Origin of the sequence: Pseudocitrobacter cyperus (assembly GCF_039889165.1) — a bacterium.
Classification (GTDB): Bacteria; Pseudomonadota; Gammaproteobacteria; order Enterobacterales; family Enterobacteriaceae; genus Pseudocitrobacter; species Pseudocitrobacter cyperus.
Genome location: NZ_JAYMYY010000001.1, coordinates 1,235,778 through 1,261,832, shown reverse-complemented (window position 1 = coordinate 1,261,832; position 26,055 = coordinate 1,235,778). Strand labels below are relative to the sequence as shown.

The following is a 26,055-nucleotide window of genomic DNA, read 5'->3' as shown; positions in this document are numbered from 1 at the left end:
ACGGCATGTGACAAGGAGCATCTGATGGATTTACGCAATGTGATTAAAGAGATCGGCCGGGGCAAAAATCACGCCCGCGATCTGGATCTGGATACCGCCCGTAGTCTCTATACCCACATGCTGAATGGCGATGTGCCGGATCTCGAAATGGGCGGCATCCTGATTGCGCTGCGCATCAAAGGGGAAGGCGAAGCGGAGATGCTGGGCTTTTACGAGGCCATGCAGAAATACACGATGCGTTTGACCCCGCCGGTGGGCAAACCGATGCCCATTGTTATCCCAAGCTATAACGGGGCGCGTAAACAGGCCAACCTGACGCCATTGCTGGCTATCCTGCTACACAAAATCGGTTTCCCGGTGGTAGTTCACGGCGTAAGCGAAGATCCAACGCGCGTGATAAGCGAAACCATTTTTGAATTGATGGGTATTGAACCCACCCGCCAGGCCGGGCAGGCCCAGGCCAAACTTGATGGTCATCACCCCGTTTATATCCCGGTGGGTGCGCTGTGTCCGCCGCTGGAAAAACAACTCTCCATGCGCTGGCGGATGGGCGTGCGTAACAGCGCGCATACCCTGGCGAAGCTGGCGACGCCATTTGCGGAAGATGCCGCGTTACGTCTGTCGAGTGTTTCGCATCCCGAGTATGTCGGTAAAGTGGCTAAGTTCTTTACCGATATCGGTGGTCGCGGCCTGCTGATGCACGGTACGGAAGGAGAGGTGTACGCCAACCCGCAGCGTAGCCCGCAGATGACGCTCATTGATGTGCAAGGTGCGCGAGTGGTGAGTGAGCGCCAGGCAGATGCGGCCAGCGAAGCCATGATGCTACCTGAAAGCAAAGATCCGGAAGTGACGGCGCGCTGGATTGAACGCTGCGTCGCGGGAAGCGAAGCGGTTCCTCAGTCGCTGAAAATCCAGATGGCGTGCTGCCTGCTGGCTGCCGGAGAAGTGGCGTCACTGGAGGCGGGACTGGCGAAGGTGGCTGAGTCGTACTAAGAGACACCTTTAAAAAAGACAAAAAAAACCCGGCGTGGCATGCCGGGCGTCAAAAAGGGTATCAACAAGTTCAATGAGGGTTAAAACAGCCGCCAGTGGGTTAAGCTGGCGGGGTACAACATTTTGTCAGTCAAATCATTCGGTTATTTGTAGATAACCGCAGTACCGCTAACTTTGTTGTTGGTGTTAGCAGAGGTGATGCTGTAAGCAGATGCACCAGCCGCTTCTGCTTTTGCAGCCAGTTTTGCTTCCAGACCATCCAGAGTGGATGCGCCTTCCGCAGAAACCACGCCAATTTTATTCAGATTCTGTGCCTGAGCAGAGCTAACGGCTTGCGCAGCGAAAGCACCAAAGGACAGGGTGGACAGGGCAATAGCAGCAACAGCATATTTGATAGTTTTCATTTTCAATCTCTCGCAGGTTATTTGTTAGGGGACGATGTTCTGTCGATGTGATGAGTATCACGTTTTATTGCGAAAGAATAAATCGAAGAGAATTGATAACCTTCATCAATATTTTTGAATGAGTATTAATTTACTGATTATTAATAAATTATTTTTACCGTGAATGGTTTCGGAGGGGGATAATAACTGTCTCGATGATTTATGGCACGATTTGCTACTTTTTTAATCGAAAAGGGTGGTCGTAAAGATAACCGTTTGCGCTGTATTTTCCGGTATGGAACTGTCAACGAAGCTGGCTATCTTTCGATCCTCTGCGATTATATCCTGCAAAGGTAGAGTTATGTAAATCTTTCTCCTGTTGGCATTGCACGCAGAGGTGAACCCCCGGAATGGCCTGCCGACGTGCTTCCGGGATCGGTTCCCCACATTCTTCACAAAATTTGCGGCTTTCGCCCTTCGGAAGCCCGTTTCTCGCCCTTGCTACCGCATCCTCAATGGTGCTGTCGATTTGATCCTGCACGGCGCCGTCATTTGCCCAACCTGAAGCCATTTTCTCTCTCCTGGTTAAATATTGAACATATTATAAACAATATGGGGGCGTTTCGGTGCCAGACAAGCCCTAAATCTCTGACCACTCGCGCAACAGGTTGTGATAGAGATTAAGCAGCGACAGCACCTCTTCTGATTCGCCGTGGCGATTTTTCAGGGTCTGAATATTGCGGTCGAGATCGAACAACATCGCCCGCCGTTTATCATCGCGGATCATCGACTGGATCCACATAAACGAGGCAAGGCGTACACCGCGAGTGACCGGCGTGACGCAGTGCAGGCTGCTGGAAGGGTAGAGTACGAGATCGCCCGCCGGGAGCTTTACGCTGTGTTGCCCGTAAGTATCGTTAACTACCAGCTCGCCCCCCTCGTAGCTTTCCGGGTCGCTCAGGAACAGCGTGGCGGACAGGTCTGTACGCATCCAGCCACTTTGCGGATGGCTGCGCACCGCACCATCAACGTGAAAGCCGTAGGTTTCCTGCTGCTGGTAGCGATTAAATAGCGGGCTGGAGATCGTTTTCGGCAGCGCGGCGGCAAAGAAGTGTGAGTGCTGATTCAGAGCGGCCAGTATCCGGGCCTGAAGCGCCTCATACAGTGGAGTGCGGGTATCAATTTGCTGGTTATGTTTAACCTGTGCTCCCTGCGCCCCAACGGTTGCGCGGCCATCAATCCATTCTGCGCGGTTAACGTCGGCTATCATCTGGCTAACGTCATCAGCATTTAACACGCCGGGAATATGGTACATCATGGGGGATTCTCCTCAACAGAAAGTGGGGCGTTCGCCCCACGTTATCACTTAGAAATGCACATTCGCCGTTAACAGGAACGTTCTGGGTTCACCTGGATGGTAGCGGTAGCCGCTCTTATTGATAGACGCGACGTAATCCGTATCAAACAGGTTATAAACGTTCAGTTGTAAATCGAGGTTGTTGTTGATGCGGTAGCCCAGTTTGGCATCCGCTACCCAGTAGCCTTCGGTGTAAGACGGCGTACCGACCGCACCATCGCTGCCACGATGCATACTGCCGACATAACGTGCCCCCGCGCCGACAGAGAGGTCATTCGTTGCCTGGTATTGTGTCCACAAGGTGAACGCATGCTCCGGCGTATAGGGCAGGGCGGAACTGCCATCCTGCGCTACGTTTGCGCCTTCCTGAATTGAGGCTTTCTGCTGTGTGTAGCCGCCAATGACCTGCCACTCCGGCGTAATGTTACCGGCTACGGAAAGCTCATAACCTTCTACGCGTTTTTTACCGTACTGGGAGTAAGTGCCATCGTCATTCTCGGCGACTTCATTTTCAATATCGGTGCGGAACAGCGCGGCGGTAAGCAGCAGGCGCTTATCAAACAGTTCCCACTTGGTACCCACTTCGCTGGTTTTCGCTTTTTGCGGTTTGAAGTCCGTGCGGTTGGCGCTGTTGCCTGTGCCGCCCTGCGCCAGCGCGAAGTTGCTGCCTCCCGGAGGCTGCTGGGAAATCGCATAGTTCACATAGATATTGCCCTGTTCGGTCAGGTGATAGAGCGCCCCGGCCTTCCAGTTCACCAGATTACCGGATTTCGCCGTATCAACCGTTTTAATCGGCGAACCTTTTGGTGTACCGCTCGGGCAGGCTAATGCGCCACGACCGGAACCGCCGCAGGCGGTCGAGCTGTCGTATTCGGTACGATAGTTATCCAGACGGATACCACCATTTAGCTCGAAATCATGGGTGATTTGCAGCGTATCAAACGCATAGATGCCAAAGGTGTCCGTTTGGCCGTTAGCGTTCGCGCCGTTACGGTGCAGGCTACCCACGTTGATATTGCTGTTCGGACTGTAGATATTGACCGGCGGGGCGGTGATAGCGTTCACGCCATAGTTTGTTTGCGTTTCGCGGGTGAACTCTACGCCTGTGCTGATATCGTGGCCGACCGAGCCGGTATAAAACGTCGAGGTCAGGTTGGTCTGGTTGGTGAGGATTTTGTTGCTCACATCTTTGGTATTCGGTGTGCGCGTCCAGGTCCAGGTGCCGACATTATTGGGGTCTGGCATACCAATATTGCTTGCGCCGCCCATCACCGCTGTCATCAGGTAATCCTGCTTCACCCGCGACCAGCGCGTAGTGTTGCGGATCGTGGTGGTGTCGTTAATGTCATGCTCGAAGCGCATGGTGGCCGTGTCGGTGGCGGAATCGTCGTAATCAGAATCCGTCCCGTAGAAGTTACTGGTGTTTACCTTGCCGGAACCATTAAGCGCGGATGTCGCGGCATTGGGCGCCGAGTAGCCCGGCAGACCGATGGTTGGGATCCCGCCATCCGGGGTGTTGTGCTGGGTAACGTGCAGGTAGTTCAGGTACAGGCGATTTTCTGTGCCTAAGCCGAAAGCGACAGAAGGCGCAACGCCGTAGCGTTCGTTCTGCACTTTATCGCGGCCTGCATCGTGGGTTTTCTCGCCCATCACATTCAGGCGCACGGCGGAGGTTTCACCTATCGCTTCGTTAATATCAAGCGTGCCGCGGCGGAACCAGGCGCTGCCGATGCTGGCGGAAGCGTCGATCCCGGAATCAAGGCGCGGCTGTTTGCTGATCATGTTGATCGAACCAGTGGGTGCGCTGCGGCCGTAATCGCTTCCCGATGGGCCTTTGATCACTTCGACCTGTTCAGTATTAAAGGTGTCGCGCGATACGCTGCCGATGTCGCGCACGCCATCGACGTAAATACTGTTTGAGGTATCTGCGCCGCGCATATAAATGGCATCGCCGGTTGAGGAACTGCCGTTTTCCCCGGCGAAAAAGGCACCCACGCCCGGCACGTTTTTCAATGCATCGGTCAGGTTGTTGACGCCCTGATCTTTTAACACCTGGTCGGAGATGACCGTAACGGTACGGGTGGTATCCGCGATCGGGCGACTAAATTTCGGGTCGGCGGATTTTTGTGGTGCGTAGAGAGAGGGGGTCTGCGCTTCAACAACCAGCGTATCCCCCTGTTTTTGATCTTTACTCTCTGCAACGGCCTGACCAACAGGGGTTAAGCCGATACAAATGCCTGTAAAGAAAGTCAGTGAACTAAAGCTGTTAAACGGCAAATTGCGATTATTATCCATATTTTTGAGCGTCTTATAATTTTTTAGCATTCTGTTTTTACGATGACAGCAGGGCACGTCATTGCCCTGGTCACAGCATATTTTATAAATGTGTTTGATAATGATTGTGATAATCATTATCAAACGCGTAACGTTCTAACACTCATTTATGGAAAAATAAATACATTAATTTACATTAACTTCTTTTTTTATACATAAAGCACAATGGGGCAGGGGGTATTCCGGGGATACGCTGAAAAAGAGACTGCCCGAAGCGGGCGCTATCGGGCAGGTTAGGGTGTGTGTGTCGCCATCATTTATAAATGGTTGCCGTGCCGAACATCTTATTGTTGCCGCTCGCAGATTCCACCACGAAACCTTTGGCTCCCTCTTTCTGCGCCTTTTCCGCCAGTTTTGCTTCCAGGTCATCCAGCGAACTGGCGCCCGAGGCAGAAACCGTGCCGGCCGGGCGCAGTTGCCCGGTGTTGTTATCATCCAGGGGTTGCGGTGCTGCGACAGCGGAGAAAGCAACCACGGCAAGCGCGCCTGCAAGGAGCAGGGCGAAACTTCTCTTCATAGGAAAATCCTCCAGGTTACGACGGGTTAGCCCACTAAGTGTAGGTGGTCGTGAAGGGGGCTTATCCGCAAAAAATTGCGCAAGACGAAGGGGTTTTTCGAATGAAAAATCTTGACGAAATGCTGACAAATCAGCCACATACAAGTGACTGATTTCATTGCTAACGACGTGAGTCAGGGCGGATAAGATCGAAACGGTGAGCTTCATCGATGGTGTAGTAGGCTGACGGGCCGCCAGCACGGAGCACTGGTTTTGCACGGGCGGTTTGATAGATACCCTCTTCGAGCAGGGATTCATCAATATGAATACCGACCACTTCGCCTAACACCAGCCAGGTATCAACAGGCACGCCATCAGCGGATGTTAACTGGATGCACTGGGATAAACGGCATTCGAAATTGACCGGGCTTTCCGCCACGCGTGGCGCACGAACGACACGACTGGCTGCAGCGGTTAAGCCCGCACGTACAAACTCATCGTCCCCATGCGGCAGCGTGGCCGAAGTTTCGTTCATGGCGACGGCTAAATCCTGAGTCGTCAGGTTCCAGACAAACTCTTTGGTCTCCATAATGTTCTGTACGCTATCTTTCCATCCGCTGCTGGCAAAGCCGATAATCGGCGGGTGATAGTTAAAACAGTTAAAGAAACTGTAGGGAGCGAGATTGCGTTTCCCCTGCGCATCCTGCGAGGATATCCAGCCAATCGGGCGTGGCCCAACAATGGCGTTGAGCGGGTCGTGCGGCAGCCCGTGTCCCTGAGAGGGTTCATAGAAATACATAACGCACCTGTTATTTGTAAAGGTATTCCAGAGTCCCTTATTTACCGCGCCGCCGTCAACGGGTATCTTACGCCGCTTAAGACAGGAGAAAGTCATGAATGCCCAAAAACCGGGTTTACACCCGCGCAACCGTCACCATAGCCGCTACGACCTTACTGCGTTGTGCCAGTCGAGTCCGGAACTGAGTGGTTTTATCACCCTGAATCCGGCCGGTGAGCAAACTATTAACTTCGCTGATCCACTGGCGGTGAAGACCCTGAATAAAGCGCTGCTGGCGCACTTTTATGGTGTGAGCTCGTGGGATATTCCGGATGGCTTCTTATGCCCGCCGGTGCCGGGTCGTGCGGACTATATCCACCATTTGGCCGATCTGTTGACCGATGACAATGGCGATGTGGTGCAGGGCGCGAATGTGCTGGATATCGGCGTGGGGGCTAACTGTATCTATCCGCTGATTGGCGCGCATGAATATCGCTGGCGTTTTACCGGCAGTGAGACGCACCCGCAGGCGTTTGCCAGCGCACAGGCCATCATCAGCGCCAACCCGTCACTGACGCGCATGATCCGCCTGCGTCGTCAGAAAGATAATGAATCCATGTTCAACGGCATTATTCACAAGAATGAACAGTACGATGCCACCCTGTGCAACCCGCCGTTCCATGATTCCGCCGCCGCGGCACGGGTAGGCGGCGAGCGCAAACGTCGTAATCTGGGCCAGGATCGCAATGACGCGCTGAATTTTGGCGGCCAGCAGCAGGAGCTGTGGTGTGAAGGCGGTGAAGTCGCGTTTATCAAAAAGATGATTGCTGAAAGCCGCGACTTTGCCCGTCAGGTCATGTGGTTTACTTCTCTGGTGTCGAAAGGCGAAAATCTGCCGCCGCTCTACCGCGCACTGACCGAAGTTGGCGCGGTGAAAGTGGTGAAAAAGGAGATGGCCCAGGGGCAGAAGCAGAGCCGCTTCATTGCCTGGACCTTTATGGACGACGACCAGCGTCGCCGTTTCCTGGCGCGTAAACGCTAAAGCGTCGGCTCCGCCGGCGGCAGCCCGGTTTCCGGTTGGGTTGCATTCGTCGGGGCTGGCAACACCTGATACGTCTGTACCGGTGGGCGAACGCCTGCGAGTTCAAAGTGTTTTTTCACCATACTGTCGAGCGCAAAGCGCACCGACCACTGTTTTAGCGGCAGCGTGGTGAAAGTGACGCGTAGCGTGAAGGCGGTGTTGGTGAGCCCGACTATCCCGGCAAACGACGGTTCACCGATAACCAGCCCCCGAATATCGTCCATTTGCATCAACTCATCGACCGCCGCTTTCAGCGCCTGGTTGGCTTTTTCCGTCTCTTCATGCCTGTCGACGTCGTAATTTGCCACAACGGAGCCAATTCCGCGCACAAAGTTGGCAAAAGTCGTGATCGAAGACCACGGAATAATGTGGTAAGCCCCGGTATCCTGACGAACCCCCACTGAGCGAATCGACATACGTTCAACGGTGCCGGTTAACGGCCCAATGGTGACCAGGTCACCCGTGTTCATTCCATTCTCGAACTGAATAAACACCCCGGTAATAATATCTTTCACCAGCGTCTGCGCACCGAAAGATGATTAGACTTGAGATAAATGACAGGGACTAGGTGAGATAATTATGGGAAGAACTGGGTCAACATGGGAAGAGACTGGATGGAATATGCAATAACCTTACAGTATGTGAAAATCAGACCGGCCCGAAAAAAACAGAACTCGTACCAGCCTGATTGCAGATATTACTCCTTTTTCCCCGTATCGGCATCAGGTTCGCCATCAAACAGTTTGCCCTGCATCCGATCCAGTTCTTCTTTTCTGACCCGCTTCACCACGCTGTAAACCCACTGTAGTGAAACACCAAATTTGCGGGCCAGTTCGTGATGATTGCGCCCGTCAAACTCCAGGAAGATTTCCCGGTCGCGCTGGCTGACCTTCCAGACCATGCCCATCGGAAAATAGACGTTTTGTCCGCCCCAGACCTGCATCATGCGGTTCGCGACAGCCTGACCAATTTGGTCGGCAACAGCGGGTTCGATATCAATAATCTCGCGGACGGTCTCAGAAGTATGCTGTGCCAGTTCCACCAACAGTTCCGGCCCTTTACTACGAAACTGATTCAGGTCGCTCATTGCTTCACCCCCGCAGCTCTGCGCTGCCACTTCTTCAGTTTCTCAATCACGCCACTTGCCTGCTCATTGCTGAGCCAGCGTAACGCGCTGATGCCCGTTTCCCGTTTAACCCATAGCGCCAGCGCCTGCTCTGAACTGTCACGGACGACGCCTGCTGCAGCCATTTCAAGCCATAGCGCACGGATTTTCTTTGACTGCGGATGGCTATCCAGCGGTAAGCCGGGCCTGGCTTTCCCGGTAGGCTTAATGCGAAAGCCTTTCTTTTTCATGGATTCCAGTACGCGGTTTAGCTGTGGGGTATCCATCCCTTTGGTTGAGGCTTTGCCGGTCAGCCCCTGTAGCATCTGGCGGTAGGTGTCCTCATCCATTTGGAGGTCATTGCGGGCAATATGGATGAGTTGAATAAGACGCTGCCTAGTCATCATCGCCGCTCCTTCTACCTGCGCCACCGATATAATCGACATATAAAGGAAGCGCTACAGGCCAGCACAGGAACATAACGGCCCAACTGATCCAGTGTCCGGCACCGCTGTAACGTGAGTAAACCCCTGAGCGGCGATGTAGTTCAGCGGTACACCACCCCACGAGACCATACCAGAACAGGGCACATACAATAGATTCAGCCATCATAAGCTACTCCCCAGCTTCCGCTGTTCCTGCCCGCTGACAGGCTGATGCAGACGGACGTTTTCTCCCTCTCTGTAACCGATGTGGCGGGACATGTCCGCGTCACGGGATTTACCGGCTTTGCGGCCAGAGGTTGTTCCTGAATCAGGGTATTTTTGTTCAAGCCAGAGGCTTGCCAGCTCCCGTTCTTCACGGGACATAGCAAATAAATGAACCTCGCTACGCACGGCCAGAACCCACCCTTCGGCAAATTTGTCACCACGGCTGGTCTTGGTCGTGTTTTTGATCCTTTTATTCTGCTGTCGAATATAGTTTTTACGGGCCATGATTAATTGTCTGGCCAGTACCTCCCATGTATATGAGGCCAGTTCAACCCGGTCTTTATTACCGTAAAAGCCAACGCTGGGTTTAAAGCCGGAGTGAATAATAGACTTAACGCCAAATGCCACCTGGATAATGTCCAGCAGACCCAGCATGTAACGCGGCGGATTTACGCTACCTGCAGCCCAGTAGTTACTGACGCTTTCATCAATATCACTGAGTGCGAGGTCAGCCTGGGTGATGTTATAGGCTTGCATCAGTTTCTGGGCGCGTTGCAGTGCCAGTGCCGCTTCATGGGGGTTATCGGATTTAGCCAGCGCAAGTAGCTTTTTTAACTTCTCCAGCAGCTTTTCATTATTCTGCGGCATAAGTCACCCCCAGGCGTTCGGCAAGGCGTTCCAGCTTTTTCTGCTTATGAAAATCAATCATCAGGCCCATCCCGTTGAGGCGGAACTGTTCAATCATGATTTCAACGTCAGCCAGTTCGCCAGCCAGATCAACTTCACTGCCCAGTCCGTTCATGTTGCGGGCGGCAGCAGCGGCCAGCTCGGCGGCTTCTTCCATCAGCTTCAGCGCCTGTGCTTCGGGGCCAAAGGTTTTCAGGGCCAGATTGTATATAGTGGAGCGGTTATATAATTTCATGCCTTTCATTTTTTTGCCTCGCAGGGGATGAACTCCATGGCCGGAACTTCGGTGTAGTAATGCTGGCTGCAGTGAGGGCATACCAGCGTGATGAGGACGGCTGGCACATGGTATTTGCCAGAGGTAATGACGCTGGCGTCGCTGAACTTCAGGGTGGTGATACCTTTCTTACAGTTGGAACATTTGATGGACATGATTTATTCCTCAATGCTGTTTTCGGCGTGCAGAAGCCCACGGCACTGACGCCGAAATAAAAAAGAAATTGAATTAAAATTAAATGGCAGCGATATCTAACGGAATATTAATTAGCTTCCCGTGTTTATCTTTCTCCCGGAAATTAATATAGGTTTTGGACATTGCTACCTGCAGTGATTCCGATATGGCCTCCATAGCACGGTTCCAGCGCTCGTCCTGAATCTTGACGCGGCGCAGGGAAAGAATACGTCCGGTATTAAGCTGGCCCTCTTTGTCCACCTGGAAAGCATCGCTGATGATGGCCCGCAGGTTGGCATTTGCGCCTTCCGACCACTCGGTGACGCACTCGTCTATCAGATCTTTGGCAATCTGCAGCTCTGGCCCGAAGGTCAGGGTTTCCTGCACGCGGATGGTGATCTGCTGAGCACCGTCGAAGCTGCTGAAGGTCACGTTGCCTTTGGCACCGCCACGCGTTCTGCCGTACTTCTCGGCCACAAGGTCAAGCCAGGCATAGCACTCGTCAAAGGCACGACGCTTGAAGTCGCTGAGTTCATCGCGTTTAACTTTCGCGGCGGCAACCTGTTCTTTAACGAAAGAATCCATCGCAAGGTCATAGTCAGACACCTGGTCAACCGGCACCAGACGCCCCTTGCGGTCTTTCATGTAGTCTTCTTTATTTACTTCGCTCATCTCTGTTCACCTTATGGTTAATGTAATGACTCTGACCAGGTAATACGGCAGCCATGCAACTCAAAGACGCCCTGACGGAAGCGCCCTGAGCTGTCATGGCCAACATGGGTATAACTCGCTTTCCCCTGTTCCAGCAGGCAGTAGCAATGTCCGTTTCTGGCAATACGGATAACCGGCTTACTGCCCGCAATCATCACGCTCTGTATTGTGAGATTCATGGCGTTGAGCGCCATAATGGCGGACTGGACTTTGTACATCTGCTGGTTGATATCGGCGATGGATTTCATGTTTAAACCCCTTTGACGACGTCAGCGTTGACCTGCGGAACCCCGATTTCAGCAGCCAGATTCATGGCGGCTATCACCAGGTTACTGACGGCCAGCGGATACAGCAGGCTGACCATGCTTTTACGGTTGCTGCCCAGATTGCTCAGGCGGGCACGGATGGCTTCCACTGCGCTGGCGTCCATGATGTCGGTCAGCTGCTTACCGGCACGTTGCAGTTTGAACGTCAGAAACTCTTCGAGGCTGTTGTCCAGCGGCAGGAGTTCAACCACCTCGCAGCGCTGGACGACCTCACGGACTTCCATGTTGCGTTCGGACAGTTTGTCCGCCAGCTCAGGCTGGCCAATCAGCACGATGGACAGCAGTTTTTTGAAGCCGGATTCCAGCTCAAAGAAGCGTTTGAGGTGCTTCAGCGTCGGGATGGGCAGACTGTGGGCCTCCTCAATCACCAGAACGTGGCTGAAACCCGCCTGGCTGCTGTACTTCAGGACGCGGTGCAGCTGGCGGAAGCGGGCGTCCTGGCTGCGTTTGATGCTCTCCAGTGGCGCGATGGTGCTGATAATGGCCTCGGCGATAGCTGCCGCCTTCAGGGTTTTGCCCTTCACGTCGTTATCTTCCATGGCGATGATGTATGGCTCGATAACAATCACCGGCGCGTTCTCGCGGTTGACGCGTTCAATCAGGTCGCGGCGCAGCGTGGATTTACCCGCGCCAGACTCGCCGATAACCGCCAGAAAGCCACCATGGCGGGCGGTCTGGAACAGTGCCTCACGCACGTAGCGGATATCCGGCGTGGTGAACACATCGTCCGCGCCCTGCATGGCTTCATCGGCGAACGGGTCACGGAAAAGGCCAAACGCTTTTTTGGTTGCTGGAAATAACACCTGCTTTTTGAGTAACATGTTCTCTTCCTCACTGAGGTTGGTTTTATCGGTAGTACCCGCTGTACGGGGCGTGGCAGCGCCCTGTGCAGCATCAAAACTCTTCGCTGTATCAATCCCCTGACTTTCCAGATATAACGCCAGACGCTGGCGCACCTCCTCCGTGCTGGTGCGGGGCCACTCGTTATGGTTCACAATCTGGGCCAGCGTGGCCTCGGAAACGGCGACGGCTCTTGCCACCACCGCCTGCGGGATGCGTGCCTCTTTCAGTTGTTGCTTCAGTACCAGCATGCCTTCCTCCTCAGTTACCATTAACGATGCTGATAACGCTGTTGCGGGCCGGAGTGGTCAGGGTGACCATGACCTCATCCAGCGTGGCTTCCGGTACGCCATCCGGGTACTGCGCCGTTAACTGGCGGTAATGATCCGGCGTCCAGGTGTGGCCGTTAGCGCTGAACTTCTCGCGCAGGGCTTTCGCGGCCTCCACATGGGTCATCGGACGCTGCTCAATACGCGGCCCGCGTACGTCTGAAGCCTGACCACGCTTCGGCATATAGGCCGGAAGCGTGGTGTCGTCGATATGTTTGTACGGGTCAAGTCGCCCGCCGAACGGCAGCGCCTTCGCCTTGCGTGCAGCAGCTGCATCCGCGGCGTTATCGGTGCCGGTGACCAGCTCTTCGATTTCTTTTGCAGCCGTCTGCGCCGGGGTCTCCGGCAGGACTTTGTAGTTTTCGCCAAATACCGCCGCGCTTTCGGCAAAGCCAAACTCGTTCTTTCTGACCTCTTCAACCAGGAAGAACGTCTCGTGGCCATCCTCACCGGTCAGTACCACCTGCGCCACATCGCTGCGCCACGGGTTACGGGTAATCATCAGTTTTTCGCCGACCAGTACGCCCGGTACCGTCGAAACGTCAAACTCATTGCCCCGGAACGAGACGCGCAGTTTTGGCGTGACCTTACGGAGTTCAGGTGCGGCCACCGCCAGTTCACGGCATAGCTCAACGGATGGCGCTTTTTTCAGCTGGTCAGCGGTAATCTTCAGCCAGATATCCGTGCGGGTTTTACCGTGGCGGCTGTGAACTGCCGTGGCGTTAAAGTGGCTGCGCCATTTCACGGCCAGCGCGTTCAGCTCTTCCAGACTGTGAACCGGCTGGAACTTGAGACCCGGCTCCAGCTTGCGCTCGATAATGTCACGGGCCTTTTCCACTTGCCCGGTGGCGCGGGCGTTATGCGGCTTGTGCGCTATCAGGTTGATACCCAGTGAACGGCACATGTTTTTCGTCATGCCAGCGGTGTTCGCCGAGCCGGGGTCGAGGTAGAGTATTTTCGGCACACCGTGCAGCACGTCAGCACCGCCACGCTCCTGCATGGCATTGATAAGAACAGAACAGAGGTTTTCACCGGACTCCGCGCCCATCACGTACTCAACGTAAATCCAGCCGCTGGTATGGTCGGTGATCTCATAACTCCACACGCGGTCACTGGCGATGCGTGCAAGGTTGGCAGGCTTGTTCTTGTAGAACTTCGCGCTGTCCATCACCTGCAGCCCTTTATGGCCGTTGCTCAGGTAGTAAAGCGTACAAAGTGATGCATCAATCTCCCAGACGTGATTGGGATGCAGGCTGGCCATCTCGGATGACGGGGCCGGTGCGTCAAGCTGTTCAGGGTGCAGACCATAGTTACGCAGGGCGCGGCTGATGGTGTCCTCGGACAGCGGGAAAAACTCGCCTGTGGCCTCGTCCGTTCTGCCAGCAGTGATAAAGCCGTTTGACCGCAGAGTCTCCACCGCATCCGCGATGGAATACAGGCGTTTACCGTTCTTACGGGTGGCCTCGCGCAGCGTGGCGGAGATCAGCGCGGCCTCGTCGCGGCTCAGGGCGCTGCGCCCGGCATCGGCGCGTTTTTTGCGTTTGTCAGTCACTGATACCTCCTTCAGCTTGCGCAGCAGGGTGGCGCGGGACATGCCCAGTTCAGCGCAGGCGGCGTCGTATATCGCACCGCGCTTACCATGCCCCGCGTCACGTGCCGCGCGGGCAACATAAACCAGTCGTTCAGTCAGGGCGGCACTCATCGGTTATGCCTCCTGCCCGTTAATCTGTGGCGTCGGTTCAGTCAGCCATGAAGGGGCGGCGTTACCTGTCGGCTCATCCGGCAGGTCAAATGTGGAGCGCAGACTACGCGCGGTGCTTTCCAGCTGGCAGACCAGACCCGCCATGAAGTCTCTGGGTGTATCAATCATGTTTTCAGCGCAGTATGCACACAGGGTTTCAAAGGCGCTGGACAGTCGAACGGCGATGGCAGATTCAGCCTCAACCGCTAACGCCGTCACTTCCGCGCGCATCTTCTTCACTTCTTCGTCAGGCTTGGGTGGCTGGATACGGGATTTCTTCTCCAGTTTTGTGGAGAGTGAGTCGATTTTTTCGTTTTTGTCGGCGAGTACACGTTGTTGTGCTGCGTTGGTTTCGCGGGCTTCGCGTAGGGCAGCCTTCAGTTCGCGGCTTGTCATGCGATCAATATCATCAAGCGTTGCCCCAGCGACGGTTCCACCATCAGCTAATGCGTCGAGTTCTTCGTCATCCAGAACCATCAGTTCATACAACTTGGTCTTACCTAAAACGGTCAGCGCTGTCCGTTTTGAATTCTGATCGCCATTACCCAAAAATTTCACACTGGCCTGCATCATACGGCGTGCGACGCGCGGCTCAAGGCCGAGGTCATTTTCGAGAATATTTATAAAATCGCCGTGAGGTTCATTCTCCTTGAGAATTACCAGTCGCTTACCCGCCTCTAGCATGGCTTCTGCACTCTGGGCCATATAAAAACGTGTTTCATGGACAATACGATCGCGTTCATACGGCAGCCCATCACCAAACTGCTGCATGATTTCAAGGCGATGTTCGGTCATGGCGTTAAGATTAACGTTGAGGCCATCACTCAGCGGTGCATCTTCCATTAGTTCAACTGTTTGTGATTTTGTGCGTCCCATTTCAACTCCTTAGCGACTGCCAGCCATAACACGCTGGTTGATTTCATTAATACGATCCTGCGCCCGCGCCATTTCGGTACTGTGCGCCATGGCGATTTGTAAGAGCTGGACTCCAGGGGCAAAACGCCCGTTATCCAGTTTGAGGGCCAATCCCTCTTCGATAAGGGTATTGAGTGCCCGATTGATATTCGCCGGGGACTCGCCCAGAGCTGATGCCAGTTCACCGTTAGAAACCCCATTCAGAGCGTGACCACGCAACGCTTTAAGAACGCGCAGAATGCGAGACCCAGAACTGGATACATTTGCTTTGCTCATGACGCCTCCTGAAGAATGCCCGGTGTAACTTCTTTGCCGATCACGACTGATAAATCACGCAGAATGCGATAGGTCAGACGTCCGCGAGGAAGTTCATTTTTGCCAGCCCAGCGGCTTACCGCTTGAGTGACTGTTCGTGGCTCATAGCCCGCGTTAAGCGCGAACTGACGCAGGCTGCTGCCCCGTTCAACCAGTCGTGCTCGAACTTGCTGTTTGTTCATATGCACCGTGTTCCTATTGGGTTATGATGTACTCAATATGAATAAGTGTACTTATTCAAAATGAATAACTCAAGTGAGATTTATTTGAAATGAATAAAAAGGCCGTTGATGCAGTGCTTCTGCGACTCATGTCACTGTTTAATGTTGATAACGACAGCGAGCTGGCTCGGGTGCTGAACGTTAACAGACAGACTTTAGCCAGTTGGAGAAAGCGAGACTCTGTGCCTTATTCAATTTGCATAAACATAGCCGAGGAGAGAGGAGTCTCTCTTGACTGGTTACTCACAGGTAAGGGAGAGGAGGAGGTATCGAAGGTTGAATCAGCAACTCAAAGCTTCAGTCAAGCGGACCTTAAAATGCTTGAATTATTAAATCAGCTAGACCCTGAGGTTCGACGAGACCTTATGCGAGGCGCTGAAGAAAAACAGCGTGTGATTGAGATGGAAAAACAGATCCAAGAGCTGTCCGCACAGCTAAATAATTTAAAAAATGTGGGCTAATTTGTTCCCATTAAGAACATTGACGGGTTAATAATATGACTATACGAAAGTTTCTTTTACCGACGATATTTCTTTTGGCTGGGTGTGGCGATAATGCTGACCCTGCTGAGGCTCAAAGCCCATCTGTAGAGCACTCAGTCTTCAGTGTTAATACCGATAATCCGATTGTGAAGCGCGAGTTGCCTTTTATTCGCCAACAGTGTCCTGGACTGGATAAATACGCAGCTGACTTCGAAAAATTTGAAGTGTCTGAGGACAGCATACGACCAGTAACAACAGTGCAATTCCATATTAAAGACGACAATAATATTCCAAATGATTATGCTGCATCTGGGCATAACTGTTTTTTGTTTATATCGAATAATGCGCAAGAAGTTAAAATATCTAAATCAGCCTGCCAGTCTGTTTGTCTCGACAAAATGGATGTCCCTAGTGGGGATATGATCCTAAAACTCAATAAAGAATAAAACCGCTAGCTGGATGAAGGAGATGCTAAGAGGTGACACCTCCTTCATCAACCTAACTGTTAAAAGTTAGAAATCACCAATTCTTTCCGTGGCGTAGCTTTACCTGTGACCTTCAAGTTGTAGCTGATATCAACTGTCTGAATGTTCAGTCCATTGAACGCCTGCCGCATTTCCTGGATATCGTTCACCGATATAATCATCTTCCCTCTGGTGCTCCGCGCCAGCTCTGCCATGTGATCATAGTTTTCCAGCCCGAACTCCACACCATAGCCTTCCGTTCCCCAGTAAGGTGGGTCACAGTAGAACAGCGTATGCGGGCGATCATATCGCTCTATGCACTGGTGCCAGTCCAGATGCTCAATCAGCGTTCTCGACAGGCGCAGGTGTGCCATCGACAGTTCTTCCTCAATACGCAGCAGATTGAAGCGCGGCGCACTGGTTGTAGAGGTACCGAATGTGTGATCGGCGACCTTGCCTCCAAATGCCTGTTTCTGCAGGTAGTAGAACCGGGCCGCACGCTGTATGTCGGTGAGTGTCTCCTCCGGCGTATCCTGCAGCCATTTGTAAATCTGACGGCTGACCAGTGCCCATTTGAACTGGCGGACAAACTCTTCTAGGTGATGTTTTACCACCCGATACAGATTCACCAGCTCGCCGTTGATATCGTTAATGATTTCGATCTTGCTGGGTGTCTTAAGAAAATAGAGCGCAGCTGCTCCGCAGAACGGCTCCACATAGCAGGTATGGGCCGGGAACAGCGGCAGAATATGCTTAGCCAGACGACGTTTGCCGCCAATCCATGGAACGATGGGTAAAGATTGTTCTTTCATTATCCGTAAGCCTTTTGCAATCAGTGAAAATATGGCAGGCTAGTCTGGTCTCGCGAGACTGACTGAACCCTGGTCGGCTCACAGTGCATACCTGTGGGTTGATGACCAGTCCGGTGTTCGAGCACCGGACTGGTCGTTCTTTCACTGCCAGGATGCGGTTTTGGGATGTTCGGCGGCTATTAATGCGGTTTACTGGATGGCGGCATAAGAGCACGTCATTTAGCTGATTTGATAAGGATGTACCTTCCGTTGGAAAAGTATTACACGCTCGATTCTGCAAAGAGTCTGTTTCCATTTCATGAGATAACGCTGCGTCACCACACCCCCAAACAGCCGGAGTTGGCTGAATTCCTTAATCAAATACATCCCGATGGGTTGTCGAAGCACGGCTATAACTATCTCTATAATCCTGCGCTTTTCGATGAAGACCACCAAAGGGACAGCGCCTTACTGATTGGTCTCATCCTTGAACTTGTACGGCGTAGCAACTTTCCTGATAAACCGTCCCGATATCAGTCGCTGTTTGCCTGTCAGGAAATCAGCGAGGTTAAACAATTCAGGGAATTGCTGGCCAATGAGCGTGGTGATGATGGAATACGGACAGCACCGATATATGAAGTAAGGAACGAGAACCCTGTTCACCGTGGTGATATGAGGCTGCTTAACAGTGATGGCCCGATTCTGGATATATATCGTCGGGCGCATCTTTACTGGTCAGGTAAAAGTCTTGCACATGCAAATGGTGAAGAACCATTCTGGGAGATACTGATCCCTCTTCCGGCATCAACAGGCAGGCGGGTAACGGAATGAGCAATATGACGGCCAGATAGTTAGCAAGCCGATCTGCTTTTTGGATTGGCGCTGATGGTCAGTCTTATCTGTCCAATGAGTATTCCTTTTAGCTTATTTTCATGGAGTATTCGTGGCGTTTTCTCCACCTGCTCAAGCGCGGTTTGCATCTCTCTTATTGCCTCTGCAAGATTGTCAGCATTGACGCTGAGGGTGTAAATTTTTGCCGCAGTTTCATACTCATCGCAGGTGATCCCCATCAGACAGAGTGAGCTGGATTTAGCAGTTGCCGAAGTCATACGTTTCCCCTTCAAAGAAATATCTGTGGTTGTTGGCCAGCCAGGTATTGGTGCATCAGTCTTGTCGTTCTTTCAAAGTAATCATGCGTTTTGCCCCATCGCATCACTATTAACGCTGTTTAAAATCCCTTTCCCCCGACATTTGTGATGCTGTCTCCCACACAACAAGGAGACGCACCATGAAAAACCTGAAAAAATTCATTCCCCCTGTTAAAAAGCCCCGTCTCAGCGGCTGGCTGCTGACCTCAGTGCTGCTGCTCGGCACCATCGGTCTTGTATCGCCCCAGCAGCTGCCAGTGGTTGTCTACAAGCTGTCACTCATCACGCTGGCGGCAGTATTGGGCTACTGGCTTGACCGTTCGCTTTTCCCCAAAGCCCGTCCCGGTCAGTACCTGAAGCATGATGACAGGCTGATGGCTGATGGTCGCTTCCCCGTCCAGACTGGCCTTCACCTGGTCTTTTCCGCTGCGCTAATCCGCCGTGCGCTGATTGTTGCCGCAGTCTGTCTGGCCGTAGCGACGGGGCTGTAATCATGAACTGGCCTCAAATCACCCTCATCATCCTGCTTGCCTTTGGTCTGGGCGTAACCGCCATCAAGCATGGCGAGCCACGCAACGATAAATACAGCTTCTGGTGGCAGCTCGCTGGCAACCTGGTTATTGCCTGGCTGCTCTGGTGTGGCGGCTTCTTCAGTCAGGCCCGCGCAGCCCAGCCTCCGCAGGCCGCGCTGCAGTATCGCGACGATGTGATCCGTAATGCCCGGCTTGAATGGGGAATGTCTGCGCCAGTGGCCGACTTCGCCGCGCAGCTGCATCAGGAAAGCGGCTGGCGACCTGATGCGGTTTCGCCGGTTGGCGCTCAGGGGCTGGCGCAGTTTATGCCCGCCACCGCTGACTGGATAAGTCAACTGATGCCGGGGCTTAACAGCCGTGAGCCGTTTAATCCGGCGTGGGCCATCCGGGCGCTGGTTAGCTATGACCGCTGGCTGTGGCAGCGCGTCAGCGCCGCCAACGGCTGTGAGCGCATGGCCATGACTCTGTCTGGCTATAACGGCGGTCTGGGCTGGGTACAGCGGGACAAAAGGCTGGCCTCGCAGCAGGGGCTGGACAGCACCCGCTGGTTTGGTCATGTCGCCACGGTCAATGCCGGGCGCAGCGCCGCCAACTGGCGCGAGAACCGCCACTACCCGCAGCGTATCCTTCGGGAGCTGGCCCCCCGTTATCTCACCTGGGGAGGCGGCAGCTGTGTGGACTAGCCTGCTAAAAAAACTGCCATGGCGCAGCATGTTAATCGCGCTTGCCTTAGTCGGGGCGCTGTATGGCCTGTACCACTGGGGTTATCGAGGTGGTCACAATGATGCCAAACGCGACGGGGATGCGGCGCTCAGCACGCTGCAGTCAGCATTCGACACGTACAAAACGGAGCAGGCAACGCTTGAGAACGCTGCGCTACGGGCCTGGGCAAAACGGTATCAGGAGCAGGTAGCAGCCGGGCGGCATGCCGAGGCCAGTTACCTTGAGCAGATTGCTCAACTGGAGAGCCAGAACAAACAATTACAGGGGCAAATTAACGATGTCACACAGCGCTGGATTGATGAAAAAGGTAAGAGCCATCCCATTGAGTGCGTGTTTACTCGCGGTTTCGTGCGCCAGTACAACGCCGCGCTCGGATATGACAACGCATCCGTCAACACCGGTCATTCAGACGCAACTGCCGCCGCTGGCACCGGCACTGGCGCACCGTCCGGGCAACCTGAAGCCGCTGACACCTGGCTACGCGACTCAGGCGTCTCCCAGCGTGACGTCCTCGCCAACATCATCGACAACGCGAAGCAGTGCCGCATCTGGCGCAGCCAAATAAACGGGCTGCTGGACGAACGGGAAGGATTACAGAAATGACGCTGCAGGTTGAATTCTGGACGGTGGTGGGCTTTCTCATCACCTTTATGAGCTTTGTCGGCGGGATAGCAAAGTGGTTATTCAGTAAGGCGGAAGAGCGTCAGGCGGCACGGTTCGCCTCTCTTGAGCAGTCGCTGCAGCACTCCGCCTCAAACTGGGGCGAGCTGGAAAAAGAATTTATGCGGTTTAAGGCAGATTTACCGCTGAACTACGTCCGACGAGAAGATTACATCCGGGGCCAGACGGTCATCGAAGCAAAGCTGGACGCACTCTACAACAAGCTGGAACTGGTACAGCAGTACCGTCATACAGGAGGTCGTAATGGTTGATATCACGCGCGTGCGCCGGGAATCCCTGCGCTGGAGTCTGCTGGTTGCTCTGAACAAAACCCGCCCGTACACCGCCAGCGAAACGTTACTGCTGGACGTGGCCCGCGCAATCTACCCGGATACCACGCCGCTCGAACTGCGCCGTGAGCTGGATTATCTGTCAGACCGCAGGATGGTAGATCTGGAGAAGAAACCCTCCGGGGACTGGTTTGCCGACCTGACCCGGCTCGGCGTCGACCTGGTGGAATACACCGTGGAATGCGGCCCCGGTATCGCCCGCCCGGAAAAGTACTGGAGTGAATGATGGCCAGACGCAGCACGATAGAAAAGCTGCCGGAAGACGTGCGTCGCTGGCTTGAGCGGGCGCTGACTGAATCCGGCTTCAGCGGGTATAACGAGCTGGAGTCCCTGCTGCGTGAGCAGGGTTACGTTATCAGCAAATCGGCTATCCATCGTTATGGCCAGAAGATTGAGCGCCGCTATGGCGCTATCCGTGCGGCCACCGAAGCGGCCCGGATGCTGACCGAAGGTGCGGCTGACGATCAGGATGCACGTTCGGAGGCGGTGATCGCCCTGATTCAGACCGAGCTGTTCGAGAGCATCGTCCAGCTGCAGGAAGCGGAAGAAGGCGAAGTCGACCCTAAAGAGCGCGTGGCGCTGCTGTCCAAGGTTGCAAAGAACGTGGCCACGCTGTCCCGTGCTTCCGTCAACCTCAAAAAGTTCCAGTCTGAAGTCCGGGCCAGAGCGCAGCAGGCGGCCAGCAACGCCGAGAAAATTGCCCGTAAGGGTGGACTGTCAACCGATGCGGTACAGGCGCTGCGTCGTGAAATTCTGGGGATTGCCTCATGAGCCAGCTTGCTCCCGTTTTGCCTGATACCTCAGCGCTGGATATCCCCGCCGTTCTGATGCCCTACCAGCAGCGCTGGGTGGCTGACACGTCTCCGCTGAAGGTAATTGAGAAGAGCCGCCGAACCGGTATCACCTGGGCTGAGGCGTCCGATGACGTGCTGACCGCAGCCTCTTCAGCCCCTGCGGGTGGGATGAACGTGTATTACATCGCCTATAACCAGGACATGACCGTCGAATATATCCAGGCGTGTGCGATGTGGGCGCGGGCATTCAACTATGCCGCCAGTGAAATCGAAGAGGGTTTCTGGGAAGAGGACGAAGACGACAAGCATATCAAGACCTACACCATCAAATTCCCTGACTCCGGCTTTCGTGTCGTCGCGCTCTCCAGCCGCCCGTCTAACCTGCGTGGCCGTCAGGGCATCATCGTTATCGACGAAGCGGCGTTCCATGAGCAACTGGACGAACTGCTGAAGGCGGCGCTGGCGATGCTTATCTGGGGCGGTAAAGTGCGCGTTATCTCCACCCATGACGGTGACGATAACCCGTTCAATACGCTTATCGGTGATATCCGGGCCGGGCGTCAGGGGGGTAGCGTACATCGCATTACTTTTCAGGAGGCTGTGTCCGAGGGGCTGTTCCACCGCGTCTGCCTGCGTACCGGGAAAGAATGGTCGCAAGCATCCGAGCAGGCGTGGATGGCATCGGTATACAAATTCTACGGTGCCGGTGCATCGGAGGAGCTTGACTGTGTTCCGGCTAACGGTGGCGGAGCCTGGCTGTCCCGCGCCCTGATTGAGTCCCGTATGTCGGCTGGCACGCCGGTGTTGCGCCTGACCTGCCCGGAGGGTTACGAGCTGAAGCCCGACGACGTCCGCTGGAGCGAGACGCAGGAGTGGCTTGATACACATCTGAAACCGTTGCTGGAGGCGCTCCCCGCTGACGCACGTTCTTTCCTGGGTCGCGACTTTGGCCGCAGCGGTGACCTGTCGGTGGACTATCCCCTGCTGCAGGAGAAGAACCTGGTTCGCCGCGTGCCGTTCGTGCTGGAGCTGCGCAACGTGCCGTTCAAACAGCAGGAGCAAATCGCCTGGTACCTGATGGACGGCCTGCCAAACCTGATGGGGGCGGCGCTTGATGCCCGTGGTAACGGCTCTTACCTCGCCGAATACGCCATGCAGCGCTACGGCTCCAGCCGGGTTAAGCAGGTGATGCCAACTGAAAACTGGTATCGCGAGCATATGCCGCCGGTCAAGGCTGCGCTGGAAGATGGCAACCTGGTGGATTTACCGAAGGATGAAGACACGCTGGATGACCTGCGGGCCGTTCAGGTGGTAAATGGCGTTCCCCGCGTGCCGGAACAGCGCTCAAAAGCGAAGTCTGACAGTGGCAAGCGTCACGGGGATTCAGCCATCGCACTGGCGCTGGCGTACTTCGCCAGCCGTGAAATTAACAAAGGGCCGGTGAAGGCAAGCTCACGCCGTCGTCGTCAGGCGGCCCGTATGCTGGAGGATTACTGATGGCCCGTGGACTCTGGGTTTCACCCAGTGAGTTCGTCAAATTTGCCGAACCCAATAAAACGCTGACGGAGCAGATCGCCTCGCGCAGCCGCTCCATCGACTTCTTCGGGCTGGGGATGTACCTGCCTAACCCTGACCCCATTCTGAAATCTCAGGGCCGGGATATCCGCATCTATCGCGAGCTGCGTACCGACCCGCTGGTCGGCGGTTGCATCCGCAGGCGCAAGGCGGCGGTCAAGTCGCTGGAGCGTGGTCTTGAGCGCGGTCATGCCCCGGCGCGGGTATTCAGCTTCATCCGGGATATGCTCGACGATCTGGATTTGTCCCGCATCATCGGCGAGATGACCGACGCCGTTCTCTACGGGTATCAGCCCTGTGAGGTCATGTGGGGACGCTCTGTTAAATCCTGGGGCATCGCAGATATCGTGGGCAAGCCACCGGAGTGGTTCCAGTTCGACAATGACAATCTGCTGCGCTTTCGTGCTAAAGACGCCGGGCTTGAAGGCGAGCCGGTACCGCTGAACAAGTTCGTGGTACCGCGTCAGGACGCGACCTACGACAACCCGTATGGCTTCCCTGATTTGTCGATGTGCTTCTGGCCCGTGACCTTCAAAAAAGGCGGCATGAAATTCTGGGTGCGCTTTGCCGAGAAGTACGGCTCACCGTGGGTTATCGGCAAGCATCCGCGCGGGACGGCCCAGGGTGAGATTGACCTGCTGCTGGATTCCATGGAGGCAATGGTGGAAGACGCGGTGGCCGCTATCCCTGACGATTCCTCTATTGAAATTAAGGAGGCCGCAGGCAAGGCCGACAGCAGCGATATTTATCAGAACCTGATAACGCTTGCCCGCAGTGAAATCTCCATCGCCCTGCTGGGGCAGAATCAGACCACCGAGGCCAACAGTAACCGCGCCTCCGCGCAGGCCGGACTGGAGGTCACCGATGATATCCGTGACGCTGACGCTGATATCGTGGAAAGCGCGGTGAATCAGGCCATCAGGATGGCGGTATCAATGAACTTTGGCGATGTAGCCAGCCCCGTCTGGAAGATGTGGGAACAGGGAACGGTCGACGATACCCAGGCAACCCGCGACGAGAAACTCAGCCGCGCCGGTGTGGTCTTCACCCCGCAATACTTCAAGCGTGAGTACCAGCTGCAGGACGGCGATATTGACGAGACACCACCGTCAGAACGCCAGCAGAACATGCTGCCGCTGTCATTTGCCGAGGCCATTGATGCCGATATTCAGGCACAGCAGGCCCTGGACGACGCGCTGGATATTCTGATGAACGGAGGCACGTTAAATGGCACGCTGGAACCCGTACTGGCTCCTCTGTTTAAGCGGGTTGAAGATGGCGTCAACCCGTCTGAGCTGCTGGGCGAACTGGCCGAGTTGTACCCACAGATGAACGCTGAAGACCTGCAGGAACGGCTGGCACGGATTATGTTTGTTGCAACTGTCTGGGGGCGTCTGCATGAGCGTGACAACGGCTGAACTGGCGTACTGCATGACGCTGCCCCCCAAACGGGCTATCAGTTACCTGAAGTCCAAAGGGTATAGCTTCACGTGGGACTGGGAGGAGATGTGGCAGGATGCCCATGCCCGCGCCTTTACCGTCGCCAAAGTGACCCGCCTTGATATCCTGGAAGATATCCGCAGCCGCCTGCAGCAGGCACTGGATGAGGGGAAGACAGACCGCTGGTTCCGTAAGGAGCTGGAGCCAGAATTGCAGCGCAAGGGATGGTGGGGGCCACGTGACACCACCGACCCGGTAACGGGCGAGCCGGTCACCATCCAGCAGGGCAGCCCGTGGCGGCTCGACACCATCTTTCGCACCAATATGTCCGTACTCTACAGCGCCGGTCGCTGGGCTGAGCAGATGGAGAACGTCGACGACAGGCCGTACTGGATGTATACCGGCATCAACGACAGCCATACCCGCAAGAGCCATCTGGCGCTGCATGGTCTGGTGCTGCGCTATGATGACCCGTTCTGGCAGGCGTTCTACCCGCCGAACGGCTGGCGCTGCCGTTGTGGCGTGATTGCCCTGAGCGCGGCGGATGTGCGTGCCCGTGGCCTGAAGGTGTCAGGTTCTGGCGCAGCTCTGGGATGGGAGCTGAAGCTGGTCTCAGAGAAAACAGGCGAGATGCAGAACGTCGCCACCTTCAATACCGGCACCACGAAGGTGGCCACCGACGTCGGCTGGTCTTATGCGCCGGGGGCTGCATACCGTCCCGACCTTGCCCGCTATCAGGGTACGCTTCAACCGCTGGCACAGCAGGAACTGAGAGGATAACGATGGCTTCCGATAACCTGGTCAATGTCACCATTAACGATGAATCCCTGCGCCGGAGCCTTCGTGCGCTGGACCTTGCTGCCACAGACCTGGAACCCGCGATGCGCAAAATCGCCGGAACCCTGCTGGCGGAAACGCAGTTTAACTTTCTCGATGAGGGGCGTCCGGGGTGGACTCCCTCACTGGCAGCGCAGGAGCGCGACGGGCAAACGCTGCAGGATACCGGGCGTCTGATGGGGTCGGTATCAACCGACCATGACGACCGGCAGGCAGCGGTTGGCACTAATGTCGTTTATGGGCCGATTCACCAGTTCGGTGGTAAAACGGGACGTAATGAGTCCGTTGAACTTCCTGCCCGTCCGTTCCTGCCGCTGACGGGGGACGGTGAACTGCAGCCTGAAGTGGTTGTCCCCATCCTCGATACGATTGTCCGCCATCTTGAAGCAGCGGCCCGTCGCTGAGTGTTGTCTCTTCAGGCGGGTGATTTATCATTGCCAGCCGCTGAGGGGCTGTATTACCTTTATAAAGGCTTTACAGCCCCCGCTTCGCACCACTATTCGCCCGCAGCGTGACATTCCCCGTACTGATACCCCCGATTTTTTCTA

At 54.8% G+C, this 26,055-nt stretch carries 36 protein-coding genes and 1 pseudogene; 15 read left to right on the top strand and 22 right to left on the bottom strand.

Going from position 1 to position 26,055, the window contains the following annotated elements; all coding sequences use genetic code 11:
* Positions 1–24 precede the first annotated feature (24 nt).
* The gene (gene ybiB / locus VSR74_RS06180) at positions 25–993 is read left to right on the top strand and encodes a DNA-binding protein YbiB (protein ID WP_347793880.1); all 969 of its coding nucleotides are present in this window, start codon (positions 25–27) and stop codon (positions 991–993) included.
* A 143-nt stretch (positions 994–1,136) separates the two neighbouring features.
* Here ybiB and ybiJ read toward each other — a convergent pair whose 3' ends face one another.
* The 6 genes from ybiJ to VSR74_RS06150 all read right to left on the bottom strand — a co-directional run bounded on the left by ybiJ (position 1,137) and on the right by VSR74_RS06150 (position 6,362).
* On the bottom strand, positions 1,137–1,397 hold the full coding sequence (ybiJ, locus tag VSR74_RS06175) for a DUF1471 family protein YbiJ (RefSeq protein WP_347793879.1): 261 nt from the start codon (positions 1,395–1,397) through the stop codon (positions 1,137–1,139).
* A gap of 283 nt (positions 1,398–1,680) precedes the next feature.
* The gene (locus VSR74_RS06170) at positions 1,681–1,947 is read right to left on the bottom strand and encodes a DksA/TraR family C4-type zinc finger protein (RefSeq protein WP_347793878.1); all 267 of its coding nucleotides are present in this window, start codon (positions 1,945–1,947) and stop codon (positions 1,681–1,683) included.
* A gap of 69 nt (positions 1,948–2,016) precedes the next feature.
* Positions 2,017–2,694, bottom strand: coding sequence for a PKHD-type hydroxylase YbiX (ybiX, locus tag VSR74_RS06165; RefSeq protein WP_347793877.1), 678 nt, complete (start codon positions 2,692–2,694; stop codon positions 2,017–2,019).
* Between the two features lie 48 nt (positions 2,695–2,742).
* Positions 2,743–5,028 carry a catecholate siderophore receptor Fiu gene (locus VSR74_RS06160; protein ID WP_347793876.1) on the bottom strand — a complete coding sequence of 762 codons (2,286 nt, stop codon included), beginning with the start codon at positions 5,026–5,028 and terminating at the stop codon, positions 2,743–2,745.
* A gap of 292 nt (positions 5,029–5,320) precedes the next feature.
* A complete protein-coding gene (gene mcbA, locus VSR74_RS06155; protein ID WP_347793875.1) occupies positions 5,321–5,584 on the bottom strand; it encodes a DUF1471 family periplasmic protein McbA in 264 nt (87 codons plus the stop codon).
* Between the two features lie 160 nt (positions 5,585–5,744).
* The gene (locus VSR74_RS06150) at positions 5,745–6,362 is read right to left on the bottom strand and encodes a flavin reductase family protein (RefSeq protein ID WP_347793874.1); all 618 of its coding nucleotides are present in this window, start codon (positions 6,360–6,362) and stop codon (positions 5,745–5,747) included.
* A 94-nt stretch (positions 6,363–6,456) separates the two neighbouring features.
* Here VSR74_RS06150 and rlmF point away from each other — a divergent pair, with 94 nt between their 5' ends.
* On the top strand, positions 6,457–7,383 hold the full coding sequence (rlmF, locus tag VSR74_RS06145) for a 23S rRNA (adenine(1618)-N(6))-methyltransferase RlmF (protein ID WP_347793873.1): 927 nt from the start codon (positions 6,457–6,459) through the stop codon (positions 7,381–7,383).
* On the opposite strand, the pseudogene VSR74_RS06140 reads toward rlmF, so the two are convergent.
* From VSR74_RS06140 to VSR74_RS06075, 14 genes and pseudogenes are all read right to left on the bottom strand, one after another.
* Positions 7,380–7,958 (bottom strand): annotated as a pseudogene (locus VSR74_RS06140) (mechanosensitive ion channel domain-containing protein); the annotation flags it as partial. The gene rlmF and the pseudogene VSR74_RS06140 sit on opposite strands and share 4 nt — an antisense overlap.
* A 161-nt stretch (positions 7,959–8,119) precedes the next feature.
* Entirely contained in the window at positions 8,120–8,509 is a 390-nt protein-coding gene (locus VSR74_RS06135; RefSeq protein WP_001281697.1) for a Mor transcription activator family protein, read from the bottom strand.
* Positions 8,506–8,934 carry a gp16 family protein gene (locus VSR74_RS06130; RefSeq protein WP_347793872.1) on the bottom strand — a complete coding sequence of 143 codons (429 nt, stop codon included), beginning with the start codon at positions 8,932–8,934 and terminating at the stop codon, positions 8,506–8,508. Before VSR74_RS06130 ends, VSR74_RS06135 begins: the two co-directional genes overlap by 4 nt.
* Positions 8,924–9,139: a hypothetical protein gene (locus tag VSR74_RS06125; protein ID WP_347793871.1), complete on the bottom strand. Its 216-nt coding sequence runs from the start codon at positions 9,137–9,139 to the stop codon at positions 8,924–8,926. Before VSR74_RS06125 ends, VSR74_RS06130 begins: the two co-directional genes overlap by 11 nt.
* Complete coding sequence (locus VSR74_RS06120; protein ID WP_055312237.1) at positions 9,136–9,825, bottom strand: DUF2786 domain-containing protein; 690 nt, start codon at positions 9,823–9,825, stop codon at positions 9,136–9,138. Before VSR74_RS06120 ends, VSR74_RS06125 begins: the two co-directional genes overlap by 4 nt.
* The gene (locus VSR74_RS06115) at positions 9,812–10,108 is read right to left on the bottom strand and encodes a nucleoside triphosphate pyrophosphohydrolase family protein (protein ID WP_032438819.1); all 297 of its coding nucleotides are present in this window, start codon (positions 10,106–10,108) and stop codon (positions 9,812–9,814) included. The genes VSR74_RS06120 and VSR74_RS06115 overlap by 14 nt, the downstream gene beginning before the upstream one ends.
* On the bottom strand, positions 10,105–10,293 hold the full coding sequence (locus VSR74_RS06110; protein ID WP_055312239.1) for a hypothetical protein: 189 nt from the start codon (positions 10,291–10,293) through the stop codon (positions 10,105–10,107). Before VSR74_RS06110 ends, VSR74_RS06115 begins: the two co-directional genes overlap by 4 nt.
* 79 nt (positions 10,294–10,372) lie before the next feature.
* Positions 10,373–10,984 (bottom strand): DUF3164 family protein, encoded by a 612-nt coding sequence (locus VSR74_RS06105; RefSeq protein WP_006118595.1) that lies wholly within the window; start codon positions 10,982–10,984, stop codon positions 10,373–10,375.
* A gap of 17 nt (positions 10,985–11,001) precedes the next feature.
* Entirely contained in the window at positions 11,002–11,271 is a 270-nt protein-coding gene (locus VSR74_RS06100) for a hypothetical protein (protein ID WP_347793870.1), read from the bottom strand.
* Between the two features lie 2 nt (positions 11,272–11,273).
* On the bottom strand, positions 11,274–12,440 hold the full coding sequence (locus tag VSR74_RS06095; protein ID WP_347793869.1) for an ExeA family protein: 1,167 nt from the start codon (positions 12,438–12,440) through the stop codon (positions 11,274–11,276).
* Positions 12,441–12,450: 10 nt separating this feature from the next.
* Complete coding sequence (locus tag VSR74_RS06090; RefSeq protein WP_347793868.1) at positions 12,451–14,220, bottom strand: integrase; 1,770 nt, start codon at positions 14,218–14,220, stop codon at positions 12,451–12,453.
* A gap of 3 nt (positions 14,221–14,223) precedes the next feature.
* Positions 14,224–15,135: a DUF3102 domain-containing protein gene (locus tag VSR74_RS06085; protein WP_347793867.1), complete on the bottom strand. Its 912-nt coding sequence runs from the start codon at positions 15,133–15,135 to the stop codon at positions 14,224–14,226.
* 9 nt (positions 15,136–15,144) lie between these two features.
* The gene (locus VSR74_RS06080; RefSeq protein ID WP_020803508.1) at positions 15,145–15,450 is read right to left on the bottom strand and encodes a helix-turn-helix domain-containing protein; all 306 of its coding nucleotides are present in this window, start codon (positions 15,448–15,450) and stop codon (positions 15,145–15,147) included.
* Positions 15,447–15,671 (bottom strand): helix-turn-helix domain-containing protein, encoded by a 225-nt coding sequence (locus VSR74_RS06075; RefSeq protein WP_032636378.1) that lies wholly within the window; start codon positions 15,669–15,671, stop codon positions 15,447–15,449. The genes VSR74_RS06080 and VSR74_RS06075 overlap by 4 nt, the downstream gene beginning before the upstream one ends.
* An 89-nt stretch (positions 15,672–15,760) precedes the next feature.
* Between VSR74_RS06075 and VSR74_RS06070 the strand changes: the two genes are divergently transcribed.
* Positions 15,761–16,171 carry a helix-turn-helix transcriptional regulator gene (locus VSR74_RS06070; protein WP_057060452.1) on the top strand — a complete coding sequence of 137 codons (411 nt, stop codon included), beginning with the start codon at positions 15,761–15,763 and terminating at the stop codon, positions 16,169–16,171.
* A 35-nt stretch (positions 16,172–16,206) separates the two neighbouring features.
* Positions 16,207–16,638, top strand: coding sequence for a hypothetical protein (locus VSR74_RS06065; RefSeq protein WP_347793866.1), 432 nt, complete (start codon positions 16,207–16,209; stop codon positions 16,636–16,638).
* Positions 16,639–16,697: 59 nt separating this feature from the next.
* Here the strand turns inward: VSR74_RS06065 and VSR74_RS06060 are convergent, their stop codons facing one another.
* Entirely contained in the window at positions 16,698–17,468 is a 771-nt protein-coding gene (locus VSR74_RS06060) for a DNA adenine methylase (RefSeq protein WP_347793865.1), read from the bottom strand.
* A gap of 249 nt (positions 17,469–17,717) precedes the next feature.
* Here VSR74_RS06060 and VSR74_RS06055 point away from each other — a divergent pair, with 249 nt between their 5' ends.
* Positions 17,718–18,278 (top strand): DUF2441 domain-containing protein, encoded by a 561-nt coding sequence (locus VSR74_RS06055; RefSeq protein WP_120262320.1) that lies wholly within the window; start codon positions 17,718–17,720, stop codon positions 18,276–18,278.
* Positions 18,279–18,298: 20 nt separating this feature from the next.
* Here VSR74_RS06055 and VSR74_RS06050 read toward each other — a convergent pair whose 3' ends face one another.
* Complete coding sequence (locus tag VSR74_RS06050; RefSeq protein ID WP_347793864.1) at positions 18,299–18,556, bottom strand: hypothetical protein; 258 nt, start codon at positions 18,554–18,556, stop codon at positions 18,299–18,301.
* 179 nt (positions 18,557–18,735) lie between these two features.
* On the opposite strand from VSR74_RS06050, the gene VSR74_RS06045 reads away from it, so the two are divergent.
* Genes VSR74_RS06045 through VSR74_RS06000 form a run of 10 tightly spaced genes read left to right on the top strand, consistent with a single transcriptional unit; the run spans position 18,736 to position 25,911 of the window.
* Entirely contained in the window at positions 18,736–19,086 is a 351-nt protein-coding gene (locus VSR74_RS06045; protein WP_016191696.1) for a putative holin, read from the top strand.
* Between the two features lie 2 nt (positions 19,087–19,088).
* Positions 19,089–19,811 (top strand): transglycosylase SLT domain-containing protein, encoded by a 723-nt coding sequence (locus VSR74_RS06040; protein WP_347793863.1) that lies wholly within the window; start codon positions 19,089–19,091, stop codon positions 19,809–19,811.
* Positions 19,812–19,839: 28 nt separating this feature from the next.
* The gene (locus VSR74_RS06035) at positions 19,840–20,454 is read left to right on the top strand and encodes a hypothetical protein (RefSeq protein WP_411914228.1); all 615 of its coding nucleotides are present in this window, start codon (positions 19,840–19,842) and stop codon (positions 20,452–20,454) included.
* Complete coding sequence (locus tag VSR74_RS06030) at positions 20,451–20,783, top strand: hypothetical protein (protein ID WP_322837701.1); 333 nt, start codon at positions 20,451–20,453, stop codon at positions 20,781–20,783. The genes VSR74_RS06035 and VSR74_RS06030 overlap by 4 nt, the downstream gene beginning before the upstream one ends.
* Complete coding sequence (locus VSR74_RS06025; protein WP_048822605.1) at positions 20,776–21,087, top strand: hypothetical protein; 312 nt, start codon at positions 20,776–20,778, stop codon at positions 21,085–21,087. Before VSR74_RS06030 ends, VSR74_RS06025 begins: the two co-directional genes overlap by 8 nt.
* Positions 21,087–21,632, top strand: a complete 546-nt coding sequence (locus VSR74_RS06020) for a DUF3486 family protein (protein ID WP_000124057.1) — start codon at positions 21,087–21,089, stop codon at positions 21,630–21,632. Before VSR74_RS06025 ends, VSR74_RS06020 begins: the two co-directional genes overlap by 1 nt.
* Positions 21,629–23,152 (top strand): hypothetical protein, encoded by a 1,524-nt coding sequence (locus tag VSR74_RS06015; RefSeq protein ID WP_023304065.1) that lies wholly within the window; start codon positions 21,629–21,631, stop codon positions 23,150–23,152. The genes VSR74_RS06020 and VSR74_RS06015 overlap by 4 nt, the downstream gene beginning before the upstream one ends.
* Entirely contained in the window at positions 23,152–24,648 is a 1,497-nt protein-coding gene (locus tag VSR74_RS06010; protein ID WP_347793861.1) for a DUF935 domain-containing protein, read from the top strand. Before VSR74_RS06015 ends, VSR74_RS06010 begins: the two co-directional genes overlap by 1 nt.
* Positions 24,629–25,450, top strand: a complete 822-nt coding sequence (locus tag VSR74_RS06005; protein WP_347793860.1) for a phage head morphogenesis protein — start codon at positions 24,629–24,631, stop codon at positions 25,448–25,450. The genes VSR74_RS06010 and VSR74_RS06005 overlap by 20 nt, the downstream gene beginning before the upstream one ends.
* Before the next feature lie 2 nt (positions 25,451–25,452).
* Positions 25,453–25,911: a phage virion morphogenesis protein gene (locus tag VSR74_RS06000; protein ID WP_000135510.1), complete on the top strand. Its 459-nt coding sequence runs from the start codon at positions 25,453–25,455 to the stop codon at positions 25,909–25,911.
* Positions 25,912–26,055: the final 144 nt, after the last annotated feature.